Annotated in this window: 18 protein-coding genes; 5 read left to right on the top strand and 13 right to left on the bottom strand. The window is 59.1% G+C overall.

The window, feature by feature from the left end:
* The 4 genes from glyQ to AC1Z1G_RS00075 all read left to right on the top strand — a co-directional run bounded on the left by glyQ (position 1) and on the right by AC1Z1G_RS00075 (position 4,411).
* Positions 1–954 carry a glycine--tRNA ligase subunit alpha gene (glyQ, locus tag AC1Z1G_RS00090; RefSeq protein WP_008155694.1) on the top strand — a complete coding sequence of 318 codons (954 nt, stop codon included), beginning with the start codon at positions 1–3 and terminating at the stop codon, positions 952–954.
* Entirely contained in the window at positions 951–3,005 is a 2,055-nt protein-coding gene (gene glyS / locus AC1Z1G_RS00085) for a glycine--tRNA ligase subunit beta (protein ID WP_483623859.1), read from the top strand. The genes glyQ and glyS overlap by 4 nt, the downstream gene beginning before the upstream one ends.
* Positions 3,006–3,023: 18 nt before the next feature.
* Positions 3,024–3,557: a D-glycero-beta-D-manno-heptose 1,7-bisphosphate 7-phosphatase gene (gmhB, locus tag AC1Z1G_RS00080; RefSeq protein ID WP_483623857.1), complete on the top strand. Its 534-nt coding sequence runs from the start codon at positions 3,024–3,026 to the stop codon at positions 3,555–3,557.
* Between the two features lie 83 nt (positions 3,558–3,640).
* Positions 3,641–4,411 (top strand): lysophospholipid acyltransferase family protein, encoded by a 771-nt coding sequence (locus tag AC1Z1G_RS00075; protein ID WP_483623855.1) that lies wholly within the window; start codon positions 3,641–3,643, stop codon positions 4,409–4,411.
* Positions 4,412–4,587: 176 nt separating this feature from the next.
* On the opposite strand, the gene AC1Z1G_RS00070 is transcribed toward AC1Z1G_RS00075, so the two are convergent.
* From AC1Z1G_RS00070 to AC1Z1G_RS00060, 3 genes are all read right to left on the bottom strand, one after another.
* Complete coding sequence (locus AC1Z1G_RS00070; RefSeq protein ID WP_483623853.1) at positions 4,588–6,897, bottom strand: CHASE2 domain-containing protein; 2,310 nt, start codon at positions 6,895–6,897, stop codon at positions 4,588–4,590.
* A gap of 18 nt (positions 6,898–6,915) precedes the next feature.
* Entirely contained in the window at positions 6,916–7,866 is a 951-nt protein-coding gene (locus AC1Z1G_RS00065; protein WP_483623851.1) for a FecR family protein, read from the bottom strand.
* 451 nt (positions 7,867–8,317) lie between these two features.
* Positions 8,318–8,593, bottom strand: coding sequence for a hypothetical protein (locus tag AC1Z1G_RS00060; protein WP_483623849.1), 276 nt, complete (start codon positions 8,591–8,593; stop codon positions 8,318–8,320).
* 190 nt (positions 8,594–8,783) lie between these two features.
* Here AC1Z1G_RS00060 and AC1Z1G_RS00055 point away from each other — a divergent pair, with 190 nt between their 5' ends.
* Complete coding sequence (locus AC1Z1G_RS00055; protein ID WP_347902939.1) at positions 8,784–9,512, top strand: response regulator transcription factor; 729 nt, start codon at positions 8,784–8,786, stop codon at positions 9,510–9,512.
* Between the two features lie 3 nt (positions 9,513–9,515).
* On the opposite strand, the gene AC1Z1G_RS00050 is transcribed toward AC1Z1G_RS00055, so the two are convergent.
* The 10 genes from AC1Z1G_RS00050 to dnaA form a co-directional block, all read right to left on the bottom strand.
* Positions 9,516–9,839, bottom strand: coding sequence for an immunity protein Imm33 domain-containing protein (locus AC1Z1G_RS00050; RefSeq protein WP_483623847.1), 324 nt, complete (start codon positions 9,837–9,839; stop codon positions 9,516–9,518).
* A 78-nt stretch (positions 9,840–9,917) separates the two neighbouring features.
* Positions 9,918–10,403: a DUF4265 domain-containing protein gene (locus tag AC1Z1G_RS00045; RefSeq protein ID WP_483623845.1), complete on the bottom strand. Its 486-nt coding sequence runs from the start codon at positions 10,401–10,403 to the stop codon at positions 9,918–9,920.
* A gap of 51 nt (positions 10,404–10,454) precedes the next feature.
* Positions 10,455–10,844: an Imm10 family immunity protein gene (locus AC1Z1G_RS00040; RefSeq protein ID WP_483623843.1), complete on the bottom strand. Its 390-nt coding sequence runs from the start codon at positions 10,842–10,844 to the stop codon at positions 10,455–10,457.
* Positions 10,834–11,346, bottom strand: coding sequence for a DUF4265 domain-containing protein (locus AC1Z1G_RS00035; RefSeq protein WP_483623841.1), 513 nt, complete (start codon positions 11,344–11,346; stop codon positions 10,834–10,836). Before AC1Z1G_RS00035 ends, AC1Z1G_RS00040 begins: the two co-directional genes overlap by 11 nt.
* A 15-nt stretch (positions 11,347–11,361) precedes the next feature.
* On the bottom strand, positions 11,362–11,847 hold the full coding sequence (locus AC1Z1G_RS00030) for a hypothetical protein (protein WP_483623839.1): 486 nt from the start codon (positions 11,845–11,847) through the stop codon (positions 11,362–11,364).
* 30 nt (positions 11,848–11,877) lie between these two features.
* Positions 11,878–12,384: an Imm21 family immunity protein gene (locus tag AC1Z1G_RS00025; RefSeq protein ID WP_483623837.1), complete on the bottom strand. Its 507-nt coding sequence runs from the start codon at positions 12,382–12,384 to the stop codon at positions 11,878–11,880.
* A 101-nt stretch (positions 12,385–12,485) separates the two neighbouring features.
* Positions 12,486–14,903: a DNA topoisomerase (ATP-hydrolyzing) subunit B gene (gene gyrB / locus AC1Z1G_RS00020; protein ID WP_483623835.1), complete on the bottom strand. Its 2,418-nt coding sequence runs from the start codon at positions 14,901–14,903 to the stop codon at positions 12,486–12,488.
* A gap of 4 nt (positions 14,904–14,907) precedes the next feature.
* On the bottom strand, positions 14,908–16,011 hold the full coding sequence (recF, locus tag AC1Z1G_RS00015; RefSeq protein WP_019694407.1) for a DNA replication/repair protein RecF: 1,104 nt from the start codon (positions 16,009–16,011) through the stop codon (positions 14,908–14,910).
* A gap of 20 nt (positions 16,012–16,031) precedes the next feature.
* The gene (gene dnaN, locus AC1Z1G_RS00010; protein ID WP_347902924.1) at positions 16,032–17,135 is read right to left on the bottom strand and encodes a DNA polymerase III subunit beta; all 1,104 of its coding nucleotides are present in this window, start codon (positions 17,133–17,135) and stop codon (positions 16,032–16,034) included.
* Positions 17,136–17,174: 39 nt separating this feature from the next.
* Entirely contained in the window at positions 17,175–18,692 is a 1,518-nt protein-coding gene (dnaA, locus tag AC1Z1G_RS00005; protein ID WP_483623833.1) for a chromosomal replication initiator protein DnaA, read from the bottom strand.

Raw genomic sequence — 18,692 nt, 5'->3', positions numbered from 1 at the left:
GTGAGCCAGCCTACGCCAGCCGTGCGTACCTTCCAAGACTTGATCCTCGCCCTCCAGCAATACTGGGCCGAGCAAGGTTGTGTGGTACTTCAGCCCTACGATATGGAAGTAGGCGCCGGCACTTTCCACACCGCAACATTCCTGCGGGCCATCGGCCCGGAAACCTGGAACGCCGCTTATGTGCAGCCCAGTCGTCGCCCGACTGACGGCCGCTACGGCGAAAACCCGAACCGTCTGCAGCACTACTACCAGTTCCAGGTCGTCCTGAAGCCGAACCCGGACAACTTCCAGGAACTGTACCTGGGCTCCCTCAAGCACGTGGGCCTGGACCCATTGGTGCACGACATCCGTTTCGTCGAAGACAACTGGGAGTCGCCAACGCTGGGCGCCTGGGGTCTGGGCTGGGAAGTCTGGCTCAACGGCATGGAAGTGACGCAGTTCACTTACTTCCAGCAAGCGGGCGGCATCGAGTGCTACCCGGTGACCGGCGAGATCACCTACGGCCTGGAGCGTCTGGCCATGTACCTGCAAGGCGTGGACTCGGTCTACGACCTGGTCTGGGCTGACGGCCCGATGGGCAAGGTCACCTACGGCGACGTGTTCCACCAGAACGAAGTGGAGCAGTCCACTTACAACTTCGAACACGCCAACGTCGAGAAACTGTTCGAACTGTTCGATTTCTACGAAAGCGAAGCCAAGCGCCTGATCGAACTCGATCAACCGCTGCCACTGCCAAGCTACGAGATGGTCCTGAAGGCTTCGCATACCTTCAACTTGCTGGATGCGCGCCGGGCAATCTCGGTGACTGCGCGTCAGCAATACATTCTGCGCGTACGCACCCTGGCGCGTTCCGTTGCGCAAGCCTATCTGCTGGCTCGCGCCAAGCTGGGCTTCCCGATGGCAACCCCGGATTTGCGTGATGAAGTGTTGGCTAAGCTGGAGGCAGCACAATGAGTGCTCAAGATTTCCTGGTTGAACTGGGCACCGAAGAGCTGCCACCCAAGGCCCTGAACACCCTGGCCGAAGCGTTCCTGGCCGGTATCGACAAGGGCCTGCAAGCGGCTGGCCTTGGCTATGAAGCCAAAACCGTCTACGCCGCGCCGCGTCGTCTGGCCGTGCTGATCACCGCACTGGCCACTCAACAGCCGGACCGCAGCATCAACCTCGACGGCCCGCCCCGTCAGGCCGCGTTCGATGCCGAAGGTAACCCGACCCAGGCAGCCCTGGGCTTCGCCAAGAAGTGCGGCGTCGAGCTGAGCGAAATCGATCAGAGCGGGCCAAAGCTGCGTTACAGCCAGAGCATCGCCGGCAAGCCGACCGCCAGCCTGTTGCCGACCATCGTCGAAGACTCGCTGAACGACCTGCCGATCCCGAAACGCATGCGTTGGGGCGCTCGCAAGGAAGAATTCGTTCGTCCGACCCAATGGCTGGTAATGCTGCTCGGCGACCAGGTGGTCGACTGCACCATCCTGGCGCAGAAGGCCGGTCGCGATTCCCGTGGTCACCGTTTCCATCACCCGGAAAACGTGCGTATCACCACACCGGCCAACTACCTGAACGACCTGCGCGCCGCTTACGTATTGGCCGATGCCAATGAGCGTCGCGAGCTGATCAGCAAACGCACCGCCGAGCTGGCCACGATGCAGGAAGGTACTGCCATCGTTCCGCCGAGCCTGCTCGACGAAGTGACCGCATTGGTCGAATGGCCAGTGCCGCTGGTGTGCTCGTTCGAGGAGCGTTTCCTCGATGTGCCGCAAGAAGCGCTGATCACCACCATGCAGGACAACCAGAAGTACTTCTGCCTGCTGGATGCCGACGGCAAGTTGCTGCCACGTTTCATTACCGTGGCCAACATCGAGAGCAAAGACCCGCAGCAGATCATCGACGGTAACGAGAAAGTGGTTCGCCCACGCCTGACCGACGCCGAGTTCTTCTTCAAGCAAGACAAGAAGCAGAAGCTCGAAGACTTCAACCTGCGCCTGCAAAACGTGGTGTTCCAGGAAAAACTCGGCAGCGTCTACGACAAGGCCGAGCGCATTTCCAAACTGGCCGCGTTCATCGCCCCACGCATTGGCGGCAACGCCCAATGGGCGGCACGCGCAGGCATTCTGTCCAAGTGCGACCTGGCGACCGAGATGGTCGGCGAGTTCCCGGAGATGCAAGGCGTCGCCGGTTACTACTACGCCCTCAACGATGGCGAGCAGCAAGACGTTGCCCTGGCGCTGAACGAGCAATACATGCCGCGTGGCGCGGGCGCTGAGTTGCCGACCACCCTGACCGGTGCGGCCGTGGCCATCGCCGACAAGCTCGACACCCTGGTGGGCATTTTCGGTATCGGCATGCTGCCCACCGGCAGCAAAGACCCGTATGCCCTGCGCCGTGCAGCGCTGGGTGTGTTGCGGATCCTGATCGACAAGAAGCTCGACCTCGACCTGACCGACGCCGTGGCCTTCGCCGTCAATGCGTTCGGCACCAAGGTCAAGGCTGCCGGCCTGGCTGACTCGGTGCTGGAGTTCATCTTCGACCGTCTGCGTGCCCGTTACGAAGACGAAGGCGTGGAAGTGGCGACTTACCTGTCGGTTCGTGCCCTGAAGCCGGGTTCGGCGCTGGACTTCGATCAGCGTGTACAAGCGGTGCAAGCCTTCCGCAAATTGCCGGAAGCCGCCGCACTGGCGGCGGTGAACAAGCGCGTATCGAACCTGCTGAGCAAGCTTGAAGGCAGCGTCCCGACCACCGTTGAAGCCAAGTACTTCGACAACGCCAACGAGTTCTCCCTGTACTCGGCGATCCAGCAAGCGGACCAAGCAGTGCAGCCCATGGCCGCAGCACGTCAGTACAGCGAATCGCTGGCACGCCTGGCCGCCTTGCGCGAGCCGGTCGATGCGTTCTTCGAAGCGGTGATGGTCAACGCTGAAGATGCCAAGGTGCGTGCCAACCGTTACGCGTTGCTGGCACGTCTGCGTGGCCTGTTCCTCGGCGTCGCCGACATTTCGTTGCTGGGCTAATTGTTTAAGGGGCGGCGTTTGAAACTGCTGATTCTCGATCGGGACGGGGTGATCAACTACGACTCCGACGCTTACATCAAGTCGGTGGCGGAGTGGGTTCCGCTCCCCGGCTCGATCGCAGCCATCGCGCAGTTGAGCAAGGCCGGCTGGACGGTAGCGGTCGCTACCAACCAGTCGGGCATTGCTCGCGGCTACTACGATGTCGCGACCCTGGACGCCATGCACGCGCGTTTGCGCACGCTGGTGGCGGAGCAGGGTGGCGAGGTCGGTCTGATCGTCTATTGTCCTCACGGGCCAGACGAGGGCTGCGACTGTCGCAAGCCCAAACCCGGCATGCTGAAAACCATTGCCGCACATTACGACGTGGCGCTGACTGACCTGTGGTTCGTTGGCGACAGTCTCGGTGACCTGGAGGCGGCAAAAGCCGTCGACTGTCAGCCAGTTTTGGTAAAAACCGGAAAAGGCGAAAAGACTCAGGGCAAGACCCTGCCGGCAGGGACTTTGATTTTTGACGATCTGGCGGCGATTGCCGCAGAACTTATCCACAACTAGAGCGATTCTGACATCCTGATCAAGGACTGTTCGGGAGCGCGCTTTTAACAGGCGGGCACAGCCCCGCAACGGTAAACGCGGCCATGTCGATCTTGCAGGCAATCAGAACCTTTCTTTTTTACCTGCTGCTGGGCACCAGCTCGTTGCTCTGGTGCAGCCTGAGCTTTTTTATCGCGCCTTTCTTACCGTTCAAGGCGCGCTACCGTTTCATCAACGTCTACTGGTGCCGCTGCGCGTTATGGCTGAGCAAGGTGTTCCTGGGCATCCGCTATGAAGTCAAAGGCGCCGAGAACATCCCGGACCGCCAGTGTGTGATTCTGTCGAACCACCAAAGCACCTGGGAAACGTTTTTCCTGTCGGCCTACTTTCAGCCGCTGAGCCAGGTGCTCAAGCGCGAACTGCTCTATGTGCCGTTCTTTGGCTGGGCGATGGCCATGCTGCGACCGATCGCCATCGACCGCGACAACCCGAAGGCCGCGCTCAAGCATGTGGCCAAGAAGGGTGATGAACTGCTCAAGGACAATGTCTGGGTGCTGATCTTCCCGGAAGGCACCCGCGTTCCGTTCGGCACCGTGGGCAAGTTCTCCCGGGGCGGTACGGCGTTGGCGGTCAACGCGCAATTGCCGGTGCTGCCCATTGCCCACAACGCCGGCAAGTTCTGGCCGAAAACCGGCTGGGCGAAAAAACCGGGGGTCATTACGGTGGTCATCGGTGCGCCGATGTACGCCGAAGGCACCGGGCCTCGGGCAATTGCCGAGCTCAACGACCGCGCAGCCGCCTGGAACGAGCAGACCCAGCGGGACATGGGCTCCCTGCCTCCGCTGCCCACTGCAGCAGACAAAGAAGCCGTTTGAGATTCTGTGGATAACCTGTGTACGGTTTTTCTGAAAGGTGTCGAATTTGCTCACTAGGCTTATGATTTATATACATATTTCTTAAGCTCATAAAACGCGGAAAAACGTGCATAAGTTTTCACGACGCAAAAAAACCGGCGATTTGAGCCGGTTTTTTTACGCCTGTTTGCCCGCCCTCACTCATCCAGCAGCGGCAACCGCACGCTGAATGTCGTGCCTCGTCCCACCTCGCTTTCACAGTCAATCCGCCCGCCGTGGCGGTCTACCACCGCTTTGACCATCGACAAGCCCAGGCCCAACCCGTCACTGCCCTGCGACGACGCAAATCGCCGGTACTGACTGAACAGCTCCGGCAGCTCGGCGGGTGCAATGCCTTGGCCCTGATCGGCAATGTCACAGGTCAGCCAGCCCTGTGCACCACTCACCCGTACGCTGACCTGCGAACCGGCCGGGCTGTACTTGATGGCGTTTTCCAGCAGATTGAACAAGGCGCGGGTCAGCAGTGACTGATCGGCCAGCACCATGGTCTCGGCGTCATCGTCCAGGTCATGCAGCAACTGAATGTTCTTGAGCTGCGCGATGCTCATGGCCTGATCGAACGCATCGAGCAGCAGCATGGCAAACATGCTCGGTTCAAACTGATACACCTCGGACTCGGCCTTGGCCAGTTGCACGAACGCCTCGGTCAAACTCAATGCCTTGCGCACTTGCAGCTCGATCTGGCTGAGCAGCGGGCGGTCACCCGAGCCTTGGTGGTACTGAACGTCCAGCAGCGCCAGAATCGCCGAATGCGGTGCGCGCAGGTCATGGGAGAGAAAGCGCAACAGGACTGCCCGCTGCTCTTCGGCATCGCGCTCGACACTCAGGTCGGTGAGGCTGAGCAACCAGCCGATTGGCGTATCGCCTTCGGCCGGCATCAACGCAGCCCTGTCCAGGCGCAGGCTGCGCGCCTGCACATCACGAAACTCCAGAGGGTCGAGCGAGGACAACGTCGGGCGAACCTTTCCGGGCGCCATCGGATAGCCCAGCGCGGTCAGGCACTCCAGTAAATCCGCGCCCACCAGGTCACAGGCAAACACACTGCGGGCATTGCGGTTTGCCAGCAGAATGCGCCCGCTCGGGTCGCTGATCAGCGTTGCCACCGGCAGGTATTCCAGGCCATCGGCGATAAACCGTCGAGTGTCGCGGGTGCGGCTCATGGCCTGCTCAAGGGCGATGATTTGCCCCTGCAACACGTCGCCCGCCGGCGCCTGGATGCGCCGCCGTTCGGGGAAGACTTTCGGTTCGCTGTCGAGCCGCGCCAGTTCCCAACCGAAATAGGCGAGCACTACGCTCAGGCGCCGCCAGTTCCAGATCAGGTAACCCAGCAGCATGGCGACCAGGCTCGCGGCCGGTGACCACCACCAGCCAAATCTGAGCAGCAGGCATGAAGCGAGCAGGGCGACAATCATGCATCCCAGGGTCAGCCACAAGGCGCGGCGGGCACGGAACAACAGCAAGCCCAGCAACAGCGCGACGATGGACACCGACAACAGCGTCGCCGGACCATCGTCCAGGGTGACGATGCTGCGCTGCTGCAACAAGCCGTTGAGCAGGTTGGCCTGAATCTCGATACCCGCCGTGGTGCCGATGCTCGCCGACTGCGGCGTCACGTAGCGATCACCCAGGCCTGGGGCCGTGGAACCGATCAGGATCAGCCGGTCACGCAGCAGCTCGGGCGGGACTTCGCCGCGCAACACACTGACATACGGCACACTTGGGAAACCCGCCTGATCGCTGATGAAAGGGATGCGCACTTCGTGGTCGCGCTGCCAGCCTTGAATCGTTTGCGGGTCATGAGAACCCGGCATCGCATTCGGCTCGCTGCCAGTCACCAGCTGATAGAGCAGCCACGCCAACTGCGCACGCGGTTTGCCCCCCGGTCCTTCGCGCAAATACACGCTGCGCACGATGCCGTCTTCATCGGCCTCTGCGTTGATGTGCCCCACTTCCCGGGCGCACTGGCTCAACGCCGAGACCGGTTCGATCTCGCCCAACGGCACGCCAAAACGCGCCACGCCTTCGCGCAGCAGCGGAATGAACACCGTACCGTTGCGGCACATTGCCTGCGCCAGACGCTGATCGTTTTCGGGGAGTTGGGCCGGTTCACTGAAGATCACATCGAACAGCACGCCCTTGGCGTGAGCGACGCTGAGCCGGTCGAGCAGGTCGGCGTGCAGCGTTCGCGGCCATGGCCACTGTCCCAACTGCTGCAGGCTGTAGTCGTCGATGGTGACGATGAGGATTCGCGGGTCGACCGCCAACGGGCTGAGCCGGCGCAGGTTGTCGTACAGGAGATTGCTGAGGGTCAGGCCATGGCTCAAGGACAGGAGGGCGGTCAGCGGCAACAGGATCAGGCTGACCCACAGCCACTCGCGGACCATGCGCCGGAACAGGTGCTGGGCCTGGGTCGGTCCACGACCCTCCTTCCTTGGCCAACGCTTCATCGGCAAATAGCCGGAGCGCTATTGGACACGAGTGGTCCTGGGGTAATAAAAAATGTCATATACCCCGGTTTCTCCTTCCAGCCCCTGCTCGTCAAACGCCGAGAGGCGCACATGGTAAAAAAACGCTTTGAGCCCGCTGAAGTTGACCTCCGGCGTGCTGGAAAACTGTTCCTGCTTGATGTTCAGGAACGCGGTGTCGGTGGCCACCTGTGCACGATAACGCGTGGCGCCCGGCAACGGTTTCATGATCAGTTGCCATACCGGTGCATCGCCCGTTTGCCCGGTCTGCCCCAGCAAGCGGGGTGCCGGGAGCAACTCGGTCGGCGTCAGCTTGCCTTCCTTCTGAATCCGCATGCCCTGGCGCGCCATGACCTGGACTTCGTCGGCAGGGACCGACGAGGTTTTTACAGCCTTGCCCGACACCGTTTTTTTCGGTTGCGGATCACGGGGGTCGATGCGGTCGACGGCGACCTGGCCATTAAGCACTTCGATCAGCGACTGTCCGTTCTCTTCGTTGCGCACCCGGAAATGCGTGCCCCGCACCCCCAACACCCCCACCGGCGTCACGATCTGAAAACGATCATAGTCGCTGGCGCGCTTGATCACATACGACTCGACCTGGCCTTGCTCAAGAATCACCTGCGCAATGGCGTGTTCGGTATTCAATTTCAGTGTGACCCGGGAGCTGGAGGGCAGCACCACACGGGTGCCATCACCCAATGAGAGGCTGACAAAGGCTGAGGGCGAGGTCTTCACGCCTTCCAGCTCATCAATCGTCATGCCTTCTTCCAGGGCGACCTGCTTGCCTTTGCTGTCGAGCTTCCACGCTTCGCCGGTCAAGTGTTCGACGGTGGCGGGCAACGGTTGGCCGCGACATTGCTGGTTATCATCGATGTAGGGCAAACGCTTGGCGGAAAAGAAACCCGCCGATGCAGACGGCACGACGCTCGCCAGACCGATCGCTAACATCAGACAGCAGCCAACAGAGCGAAAGGGCACAGAGATGATTGGGTTCATGGGTCGCTTTTCACGCTTATTCTGAACATCGGCTCGGTAACGGTTTATCCGCCTTGCGCACCATACCCGAGCAGGCTCTGTGGCAGATAGCCAGAAGAGGAGGATCGGCATAAGAAGCGAGGTGCACGCACGTGAGGCGAACACTCAAAAGAGATGACACATCCCTGTGTCGCAACCGGGCCAGTACATCAGCCCGGGTTTACACGTGAGCAGGCACTCCGTTTTTTCCCCTGAGCTGCAAACCGCAAGCGAACCGGCGATCGGCGGTCCCGCCAGGTTGGCGATGACACTCCCTGTGTCGGAGCACTTCCGAATGCTCCTGTGCCGCTCAACGTCGAATTTACCGCCCCGACAGCGGCATACGACATTTCGCAATATTTGTTCAGATTTGCCCATGCGGGCGTTAGAACACCCAGCGCTGCCGATCATCGCGCAGACTCGGCTGAACCGCCTGCTCAATCTCGATCAACGGGTTACTGGCCGGGGCAAAACCGGGAGAGTCGTCGAACACCAGGCTGGAGGTGTCCGGGCTGAAATACCGCTGCAACCCTTCTTCTTGCGGCAATACGGCCGTCGACTGAACGCCTCCGGAGCCAAGGCCCACGTACGCCACACAAGCCAGCAGCACCAAACGCGCCGCATGGATGCTCCTCTGTCCCAGAACCGTTCGCCCCATCATGTTCACTGTCCTTTTCTGGCCCATTCACGCGATATCACTGCTGCCTACCGGCCTATTGATATCAGCGTAACGAGCCGAAGAACCCTCAGAGCAAATCGCCACAATTGTTCAGATTCGGACAATCCGCCTAAACTCGGCACTGTAGGAATTTTTACCTACAGCACTCTACGAGATGAAGGAAGCACTCCGCATGCGTGTCGCAATACTGGATGACGAGCCCGCCGAACTGCGTCGGGTGGAACAGACACTGCGACAGATACCCGTAGCGGGGGAGCAAGCATGGACCTTGCACAGTTTCGAACGCGGCGAGGACCTGCTGCGACAGTTGCGACGGGAAACCTTCGACCTGTTGATCCTCGACTGGCAACTGCCGGACCTCAGCGGTCTTGCGTTACTGCGCTGGACCCGCGAACACATGGACGCGCCACCCGCCGCCATCATGCTCACCAGCCGCGATGCCGAGAGCGACATCGTCCAGGCCCTGAATGCTGGTGCCGATGATTATGTGAGCAAGCCGTTCCGACCCAACGAACTCAAGGCCCGGGTCAGCGCGGTGTTACGGCGACATGGTTTGCAGCGTTCAGCGGCGAGCGAGGTCCAGCGCTTCAACGACCTCGACTTCGATGACGCCGAACTGACCGTGACCCGCGCCGGCAAACCCATCAGCCTGACCGAGCGTGAGTACCGCCTGGCCCGGTGCCTGTTTGCCAACCTTGGTCGACCATTGTCGCGGGAATACCTGTACGAGCGCTTCTGGACCCACGAAGAAATGCTCTCTTCGCGACCACTCGATACCCATATCTACCGGCTGCGCAACAAACTCGGGCTGACGGCAGATCGGGGCTGGCAGCTACTGACGATTTACGGCTACGGCTATCGGCTGGAAAGTGTCGTGGCCGCGAGCGAGCAGGACGGCTAAGCGTCATTCCTGCCCTGCCAGCCAGACGTCTTCATAGCCTTCACGGTCGATGATGAACTTGGCGTCTGTCGGCAGCCAGAGGTAGTCCACCACCTCGGGCAACAACTCGGGTAAGTGGTGTGCGTGAAGCGGCTGATAGAAACCGGAGGCGGGTGAATGCTCTCCACAATGGAAAAACCAGCTCACCGTGCCACCCTCGGGTAACGCCACCCGCGTGCCATAAATGGGCGATTGGTCGAGCGTCCCCATCGCCAGGGCGATCATCTCCTCGGGGGCCTGCGCGGGGAGGTTGTAGCGTTCACAGATCAGCTTTTGTCTTTCATTCATGGTGTTTACAGCCCGGCTCAAAATGGATGAGGGTTCAGCGCGCATCCTCTAAAACGAAACGCCTCGTTTAGCGGGTCGTCAGCTATCGAGCCACCAGTTCAGCAACGTTTCGTCGTCCTCGTCATCGAGGTTTTTATAGATGTTGGCGTAGTACCACTCAATGCCGGTCGTCTCACGGAAGCGGTTGAAGAAGTCGGCAATCTTGTCCATGCCGTTTTTTGCCGGGACGGATAACGTCAGGTTTCCCTTGTATCGGCCGTCCAGCATGCCATCCAGCTCCGCCACGACATCCGCCTCCAGGGCGCTGATGTGCTCCTGGGCCATGTGGTCCGCATAAATGTGAATGCAGAAATTCCCCCCTCGCTTCAACACCTCGGCGGGGGCCTCCCTGTTCTTGATCGAAATGATGTCGCCCTTGGCCAGGTTCAGCGTCAGCCCCGGCGAATAGAGGATTTCGTAAACATCCTCATCAATCCGCCGAGCATGCAACGGTTCATACACCAGCCCCCGACTGTTTTCTCCGGCCACCACTTTGATGACAACTTCCTGGTGCTCATTTTCCATAAACGTCCCAACTGTTCCTGTGTATAACTTCGGCCCGAACAAACCTGTGCACTATCCGTGTGAGAGCCGCGTGGGCGTATCAATGAACATCTCTCGAAGGGCCTGCCCAATTGCCTCATTGCGGTGAAGATCAGCCGCCAGTTCAACGGCTATCGTGTCGATACCCACGCACCATGGCGTAGCGCCCGCCATTGTAAAAGTGATCCTGTCGGGGCGAATGCACACGTCCGCGATACCGCCATAACCCGACAGGGCAGGGCTGGCTATTTCAACGTGGTACGTGTCCTGGCCCAGTGCTTCATCCTGCTCGTCATGCTCAGTGCTGCGTTGCAGGACCAGATACTGTTGAGGGTCATCTTCTGTGCTGTCGGCAAACCCCACGATCAGCACATCGTCCTCGATGGAGGCCTCGAAATAACGTGCGCAAAATTCAAGGTGCATCGGGTTTCATCCTCAGTGATGACAGTGAAGCGCATTCGGCCAATCGCGAAGCGTCCAGTGTTCCATGTTGTAGGCAGGCGTCTTCATAGGCGATGGTTTCGTCATTGGTGATGGACGAAAGATACTCATCGATGGCTGCAAAGCTCACGTGGGGCGGGATATCCACAGAGAAAAGCGACAGCGCTGACGTGACCGAACACACAGCACCCAAGCGTTGCAGGTTCTCTATGATCGCCGACTTGTCCTCCTTACCGCTGGCAAACACCCTCACGGTGGAGTGCCCTGCCTGTTTGGCGACGCTGACGGCAATCAGCTCGTTTTCATCGGCGTGGGCAAGGACCCAGTCGCCTTTGCTGATGCCATAGAGGTAGTAAGGTGTGTTATCGACCTGATAGAGGTGTTCATCTTTCTGAATACCCCAGAGTGATTCAAACGAGACGGGCGGATAACCATCCGAATCCTGGGTGAGTTTGAACACGATCTTGCGAAACTGATCTGTCATGTTATCCATTCAATGTCAGGGTTCAGGGGGACTACAGGTCACTGGGGAGGGCGCCAGGAACTGACCGCAAAAGAAGTCCTCTTCAAAAGAGAATATGACCCTTGAACTGTCAGGCATGACCAGCACGCTGTTTTCATCTGACGGGTAGAAGAAGTCGCTCCAGCCCTTTATGAAAACCGCCCTGGGCACTTGGGCGGCGTAACCTCGGCCCCAGAAAAACCAGATGAAGTCGCCCTCGCCGAGCTGCGCCTCAAAAAACAAAGACGACGGTTGCGGGCTATTGAAGTCCAGGGTGACTTTCTCAGACAGTTGGAACTGTGTTTCAGCGAGGCTCATCAGTGTTTTAACCGGGACATACCCATCCCACAACGCGGCTGATTTCACCTGATCAAGCAAGACGATTTGCTGCTTGTCGCTGTCGCTCAACCCGCAGTCCAGTGCATTAAAACGCCAAGTGAGGGGGAATAGCGCTTCATCAAAAACGTAAGGCCTTTCATCCATGACGTGTCTGTCCTTATTGCTTCGCAGCACTCAATCAACCGGCCTGGGCGTGAGGCTGTGGATTAACAGTGCCGTCTCAGGCGTTGGCTCATACAGGAATGTCGATACCTCGCACATCGGCGAATCAACCTGAAACTTGAGGCATGCTTGAGGGTTGAACCGGTCGGCGGCATCGAACATCACCAGCGTACTGTCCAGCCACTCGATGTTCAGCTGTTCGATGAATGAAGCCCTGCCAAGGTCAATGCGCTCGATCTGAGCCCGGACCTCGGCCTCACTTTCGCCCCATCTCCATCTGACGATCAGTAACGTATCGCCTGCACTGGCAATGGCTGTCTGCAGCGGTTCGTCACCCAGAATCAGCACCTCGGCACCGTATGCAGCCAACTTGCCTGCATAGTCCGCCGACTGGCACGCCATCGCATAGTCTGAAGGCTGGCCGTCGACTCCCGTCCATGAACCCGCAATGGAAGCGTCCATCACAATCAGCGGACCGCCCGAGCTGGACAGCCATGTGGATACGTTAAATCGACTCATGTGCACGTTGCCTTCTTGTTGGCTTGAACCGCTTCTCAAAACTTCGCAAAAAAAAGGCCAACGCTAAGCGTTGGCCTCTTTTATTCAGCAGCGCAACCGGATCAGAAGTCCAGGTTAGACACGGCCAGGGCGTTGCTTTCGATGAAGTCACGGCGAGGTTCGACCGCATCACCCATCAGGGTGTTGAAGATCTGGTCCGCGCCAATGGCGTCTTCGATGGTCACTTTGAGCATCCGGCGCTGGCTTGGGTCCATGGTGGTTTCCCACAGCTGATCCGGGTTCATTTCACCCAGACCTTTGTATCGCTGGATGGTGTGACGCTTGGTGCTTTCAGTCATCAGCCATTCAAGCGCTTCCTTGAACTCCGTGATGGCTTTCTTGCGCTCGCCACGCTGGATATACGCGCCGTCGTCCAGCAAGGTGCTCAGTTGAGCGCCCAGCGAGACAACCGTCTTGTAATCGTTGCTGCCGAAGAAGTCGCGATTGAAGGTGATGTAGTTCGACAGGCCGTGGGAGATCAGTTCGACCTCTGGCAGCCAGACGTTACGTTCACGGTCTTCACGCAGGCTGGCCTTGTAGACCAGGCCCGACTTCTCGACGGTACGCAGACGCACTTCGTACTGGGCCAGCCAATCCTGCATCGCTGCGTGATCGGACAGTTGCTCCAGGCTGACAGCCGGCAGGTAGATGAAGTGCTCGGTCAGTTCCTGTGGGTACAGGCGCGACAGACGCTTGAGGGTCTTCATCACCAGGCGGAAGTCATTCACCAGACGCTCGAGGGCCTCGCCGGAGATACCCGGTGCTTCCTCGTTCAAGTGCAGGCTCGCATCCTCAAGGGCCGACTGCGTCATGTACTCTTCCATGGCGTCGTCGTCTTTGATGTATTGCTCTTGCTTGCCTTTCTTCACTTTGTACAACGGCGGCTGAGCGATGTAGATGTAGCCACGCTCGATCAGCTCCGGCAACTGACGGAAGAAGAAGGTCAGCAGCAGGGTACGGATGTGCGAACCGTCGACGTCAGCATCGGTCATGATGATGATGTTGTGATAACGCAGCTTGTCGATGTTGTACTCGTCGCGGCCGATACCGCAGCCCAGCGCGGTGATCAAGGTGCCCACTTCCTGCGAAGAGATCATCTTGTCGAAACGCGCCTTCTCGACGTTCAGGATTTTACCCTTGAGGGGCAAAATCGCCTGGGTCTTGCGGTTACGTCCCTGCTTGGCGGAGCCGCCAGCAGAGTCACCTTCCACGAGGTACAGTTCGGACAGGGCCGGGTCTTTTTCCTGGCAGTCAGCCAGTTTGCCCGGCAGGCCGGCGATATCCAGCGCACCTTTACGGCGGGTCATCTCACGGGCTTTACGCGCCGCTTCGCGGGCACGGGCCGCGTCGATCATCTTGCCGACAACCAGCTTGGCTTCGTTCGGGTTTTCCAGCAGGAAGTCGGAGAAGTACTTGCCCATTTCCTGTTCGACCGCGGTCTTCACTTCGGAAGAAACCAGCTTGTCTTTGGTCTGGGAGCTGAACTTCGGATCCGGTACTTTTACCGAGATGATCGCGGTCAGGCCTTCACGGGCATCGTCACCGGTGGTGGCGACTTTATGCTTCTTCGCCAGCCCTTCAGCTTCGATGTAGGTGTTCAGGTTACGCGTCAGTGCGGAACGGAAACCCACCAGGTGAGTACCGCCATCGCGCTGAGGAATGTTGTTGGTGAAGCACAACAGGTTCTCGTTGAAGCTGTCGTTCCACTGCAGGGCGATTTCCACGCCGATGCCGTCTTCACGCTGGACATTGAAGTGGAACACCTGGTTGACCGCAGTCTTGTTGGTGTTCAGGTATTCAACGAACGCACGCAGGCCACCTTCGTACTTGAACAGCTCTTCCTTGCCGCTACGCTCGTCCTTGAGGACGATGCCGACACCGGAGTTGAGGAAGGACAGTTCACGAATCCGCTTGGCCAGGATGTCCCAGCTGAAGTGGATGTTCTTGAAGGTTTCAGCCGAAGGCTTGAAGTGAATCTGCGTACCGGTGGACTCGCTGTCACCAACGATTTTCATCGGCTCTTGCGGAACACCGTGGACGTAAGTCTGTTCCCAGATCTTGCCGCTGCGGCGAACGGTCAGGATCAACTCTTCGGACAGGGCATTCACCACCGACACACCTACACCGTGCAGACCGCCGGATACTTTGTAGGAGTTGTCGTCGAACTTACCGCCGGCGTGCAGCACGGTCATGATGACCTCGGCCGCCGAGACGCCTTCTTCTTTATGCACGTCTACCGGGATGCCACGACCGTTGTCGCGCACGGTAATGGACTCGTCCGGGTGGATGATGATGCTGATGTCGTCGCAATGGCCGGCCAGAGCTTCGTCGATCGAGTTGTCGACCACCTCGAACACCATGTGGTGCAGACCGCTGCCATCGTCTGTGTCACCAATGTACATACCGGGACGTTTGCGTACGGCATCCAGGCCTTTCAGCACTTTAATGCTCGTTGAGTCGTACGTATTTTCTTCGCTCATGCCTTCACTCCCGATGGTCGTGGGTCTGGGTGATACGGCCCTGTTCCACGTGGAACAGAGCGACTGGCGTTTCCGTCTGCCAGCCTTCCCTCAATAATTCGTGATCTACACAGGTGATAAACACCTGGCAGCGTAAGTCTTCCAGCAAACGGCAAAGCGCGCGGCGGTGCTGCTCGTCCAGCTCGGACGGCAAGTCATCCACCAGATAAATACATTGGCCGCGCCGGGCCTGGCTGACCAAATGCCCTTGGGCAATCCGCAATGCACAGACCACCAACTTCTGCTGACCGCGGGACAAGATGTCCGCGGCATTGTGTGCGCCCAATCTAAGACGCAAATCAGCGCGTTGTGGTCCGGCCTGGGTATGCCCCATTTGCTGATCCCGGTGAACGGACGCAGCGAGCACTGCACTCAGCTCTCGCTCTTTGTCCCAACCCCGGTAATAGCTAAGCGTTAAGCCCTCGAGTTCGACGAGTTCACTCAAGGTCTGCTCAAAGACTGGTTTCAAGGCTTTGATGTAAGCGCGGCGGTATTCATCAATTTCAGCGCTGGCCTGGCACAATTCTCTGTCCCAAACCGCTTGCGAAACGGCGTCAAGTGTACCATGCCGCAGCCAAGAGTTTCTCTGGCGCAGGGCCTTCTGCAGCCGCTGCCACGTGGACATGAAACGCGGTTCCACGTGGAACACACCCCAATCCAGAAACTGTCGGCGTATCTTCGGCGCACCTTCCAGCAAACGGAAGCTGTCGGGGTTGATCAGTTGCAGCGGCAGGATTTCTGCCAGTTGCGCCGCACTTCGGGCGTTCTGCCCATCGATACGAATCTGAAACTCGCCCTGGCGGTCCCGTGAGATCCCCAACGCACTGTGCCCACCTTCAGCCAATTCAACCTGGCCAAATACTGTGCACGCGAGTTGCTCGTATTGGATGACCGGTAAAAGGCGGGTGCTGCGAAACGAACGGGCGAGCCCCAGCAGATGGATGGCTTCCAGCACACTGGTTTTTCCGCTGCCGTTGGCGCCGTACAGGATATTGATGCGGGGGGAGGGGGAGAAGGTCACCGGGTGCAGATTGCGCACCGCGGTGACCGAGACGCGACTGAGGGACATCTAGCGGCTGCTGAGCATGTTTACAGGCGCATCGGCATGACAACGTAAGCCGAGTCGTCGTTGTCGGACTCTTGCACCAGCGCACTGCTGTTGGAGTCGGACAGGATCAAGCGCACTTGCTCGGTGGTCATCACGCCCAGCACGTCGAGCAGATAGCTCACGTTAAAGCCGATTTCCAGCGAGCCACCGTTGTATTCAACGCCCACTTCTTCTTCCGCTTCTTCCTGCTCCGGGTTGTTCGCCTGAATCTTCAGCTGACCGTTGGCCAGTTGCAGACGAATGCCGCGGTACTTCTCGTTGGACAGAATCGCGGTGCGGCTGAACGCTTCACGCAGTGCCTGACGGTCACCCAATACCAGCTTGTCGCCACCTTTTGGCAGAACGCGCTCGTAGTCCGGGAACTTGCCGTCGACCAGTTTCGAGGTAAAGGTGAACTCGCCGGTGGTGGCGCGAATGTGGTGTTGGCCCAGCACGATGCTGACATTGCCGTCCGGCTCGGTCAGCAAACGCGCGAGTTCCAGAATACCTTTACGTGGAACGATCACTTGGTGGCGATCCGGCTGGCCGATGTCGGCCTGCATCGAGCACATGGCCAGACGGTGACCGTCTGTCGCCACGGCGCGAATGATCCCGGCGGACACTTCCAGCAGCATGCCGTTGAGGTAGTAACGAACATCCTGCTGCGCCATGGCGAAGCTGGTGCGCTCGATCAAACGACGCAATTTGCTTTGCTCAAGGCTGCAGGTCAGCGAGCCCGGGCCTTCTTCGACCGTCGGGAAGTCGTTGGCTGGCAGGGTCGACAGGGTAAAGCGGCTACGGCCGGCCTTCACCACGAGCTTCGCCTCATCAACCTTGATGTCGATCAGGGCATCGTTCGGCAGGCTCTTGCAGATGTCCATCAGCTTGCGCGCCGGGACAGTGATTTCGCCCGGCTCCGCCGGTTCTTCAAGTTGCACACGACCGACCAGCTCGACTTCCAGGTCGGTACCGGTCAGCGACAACTGCTGGCCCTCGACAACCAGCAGCACGTTGGAAAGCACCGGCAAGGTCTGTCGGCGCTCAACGACGCCTGCGACCAGTTGCAGGGGTTTCAACAGGGCTTCGCGTTGAATGGTGAAATGCATGGTCTAGTCCCTTGCCTTAATAAGCTGCGCTGGTGTTCATCAAGTAGTCAGTGTACGCAGCAGGTTCTTGTAGTCCTCGCGGATGTCCGCGTCGGATTCCTTAAGTTCGTTGATCTTGCGGCATGCGTGCAACACCGTGGTGTGGTCGCGACCGCCAAACACATCGCCAATTTCCGGCAGGCTGTGGTTAGTCAACTCCTTCGACAGGGCCATGGCCACTTGCCGAGGACGGGCGACCGAACGCGAACGGCGTTTGGACAGCAGGTCGGAAATCTTGATCTTGTAGTACTCGGCGACAGTGCGCTGAATGTTATCCACAGAGACCAGTTTGTCCTGAAGTGCCAACAGGTCCTTCAAGGATTCGCGAATCAACTCGATGGTGATATCGCGGCCCATGAAGTGCGAGTGGGCAATCACGCGCTTGAGCGCGCCTTCCAGTTCCCGGACGTTGGAGCGAATACGCTGGGCAATGAAGAACGCGGCATCGTGCGGCAGGTCGACTTTGGCCTGGTCGGCTTTCTTCATCAGAATCGCGACACGGGTTTCCAGCTCCGGCGGCTCGACGGCGACCGTCAGGCCCCAGCCGAAACGCGACTTCAGGCGCTCTTCAAGGCCTTCGATTTCTTTCGGATAACGGTCACTGGTGAGGATGACCTGTTGGCCACCTTCAAGCAGGGCGTTGAACGTGTGGAAAAACTCTTCCTGGGAACGTTCCTTGCGGGCGAAGAATTGAATGTCATCGATGAGCAGCGCGTCGACCGAACGGTAGAAGCGCTTGAACTCGTTGATCGCGTTCAGTTGCAACGCCTTGACCATGTCGGCCACGAAGCGCTCGGAATGCAGGTACACGACCTTGGCATTCGGGTTCTTCTTTAATAGGTGGTTACCCACAGCGTGCATCAAGTGGGTTTTACCCAAGCCAACGCCGCCATACAGGAACAACGGGTTGTAACCGTGCTTGGGGTTGTCCGCGACCTGCCAGGCCGCTGCGCGGGCCAGTTGGTTGGACTTACCTTCGACAAAGTTCTCGAAGGTGAAAGTGCGGTTCAGGTAACTGGTGTGCTTGAGCGCGCCTTCAACCTGCACGGTGCGCTGTTCGGCGCGTACCGGAGCCTGTTGCGAGCTGGCGCCGGCCATCGGGTCGAAGCTGTCGCGGGACGGCTCTTCGCTGACCTCGGCCATTTTTTGCGTGGCGCGCTTGGTCGGCGCGGCAGGCGCGGGCGCACTGGCCGGTGCCGGAGCAGCGGCGGCCTGGGCTTGCGACGCTGCCGCAGCCAGTGGCGCATTCGGTGCGGCACGCGGAGCGGAACTGCGCTTGCTGCCTATTAATAAGGAAAGCGCCGGCGCCATGCCATTGCCATGCTCGTCCAACAGTTCGAGCACGCGGCCCAGGTACTTTTCGTTGACCCAGTCGAGAACAAAACGATTCGGTGCGTAGACACGCAACTCGTCGCCTTCGGCTTCGACCTGTAGTGGACGGATCCAAGTGTTGAATTGTTGGGCAGGCAGCTCATCGCGCAAAAGCTCCACGCACTGCTGCCAAAGTTCCACTGACAC

The sequence above is a fragment of the Pseudomonas sp. JL27(2026) genome (assembly GCF_056933555.1).
This window is presented reverse-complemented; position numbering and strand designations above follow the sequence as displayed.

Excerpts from the sequence above, each read along its gene's own strand:
- AC1Z1G_RS00040 (WP_483623843.1), bottom strand. The coding sequence starts at position 10,844 with ATGCACCTTGAATTTTGCGCACGTTATTTCGAGGCCTCCATCGAGGAC.
- AC1Z1G_RS00045 (WP_483623845.1), bottom strand. The coding sequence starts at position 10,403 with ATGGAAAATGAGCACCAGGAAGTTGTCATCAAAGTGGTGGCCGGAGAA.
- AC1Z1G_RS00050 (WP_483623847.1), bottom strand. The coding sequence starts at position 9,839 with ATGAATGAAAGACAAAAGCTGATCTGTGAACGCTACAACCTCCCCGCG.
- AC1Z1G_RS00035 (WP_483623841.1), bottom strand. The coding sequence starts at position 11,346 with ATGACAGATCAGTTTCGCAAGATCGTGTTCAAACTCACCCAGGATTCG.
- AC1Z1G_RS00065 (WP_483623851.1), bottom strand. The coding sequence starts at position 7,866 with ATGTTAGCGATCGGTCTGGCGAGCGTCGTGCCGTCTGCATCGGCGGGT.
- gyrB (WP_483623835.1), bottom strand. The coding sequence starts at position 14,903 with ATGAGCGAAGAAAATACGTACGACTCAACGAGCATTAAAGTGCTGAAA.
- AC1Z1G_RS00025 (WP_483623837.1), bottom strand. The coding sequence starts at position 12,384 with ATGAGTCGATTTAACGTATCCACATGGCTGTCCAGCTCGGGCGGTCCG.
- AC1Z1G_RS00070 (WP_483623853.1), bottom strand. The coding sequence starts at position 6,897 with ATGAAGCGTTGGCCAAGGAAGGAGGGTCGTGGACCGACCCAGGCCCAG.
- glyS (WP_483623859.1), top strand. The coding sequence starts at position 951 with ATGAGTGCTCAAGATTTCCTGGTTGAACTGGGCACCGAAGAGCTGCCA.
- AC1Z1G_RS00055 (WP_347902939.1), top strand. The coding sequence starts at position 8,784 with ATGCGTGTCGCAATACTGGATGACGAGCCCGCCGAACTGCGTCGGGTG.
- AC1Z1G_RS00030 (WP_483623839.1), bottom strand. The coding sequence starts at position 11,847 with ATGGATGAAAGGCCTTACGTTTTTGATGAAGCGCTATTCCCCCTCACT.
- AC1Z1G_RS00075 (WP_483623855.1), top strand. The coding sequence starts at position 3,641 with ATGTCGATCTTGCAGGCAATCAGAACCTTTCTTTTTTACCTGCTGCTG.
- dnaN (WP_347902924.1), bottom strand. The coding sequence starts at position 17,135 with ATGCATTTCACCATTCAACGCGAAGCCCTGTTGAAACCCCTGCAACTG.
- recF (WP_019694407.1), bottom strand. The coding sequence starts at position 16,011 with ATGTCCCTCAGTCGCGTCTCGGTCACCGCGGTGCGCAATCTGCACCCG.
- AC1Z1G_RS00060 (WP_483623849.1), bottom strand. The coding sequence starts at position 8,593 with ATGATGGGGCGAACGGTTCTGGGACAGAGGAGCATCCATGCGGCGCGT.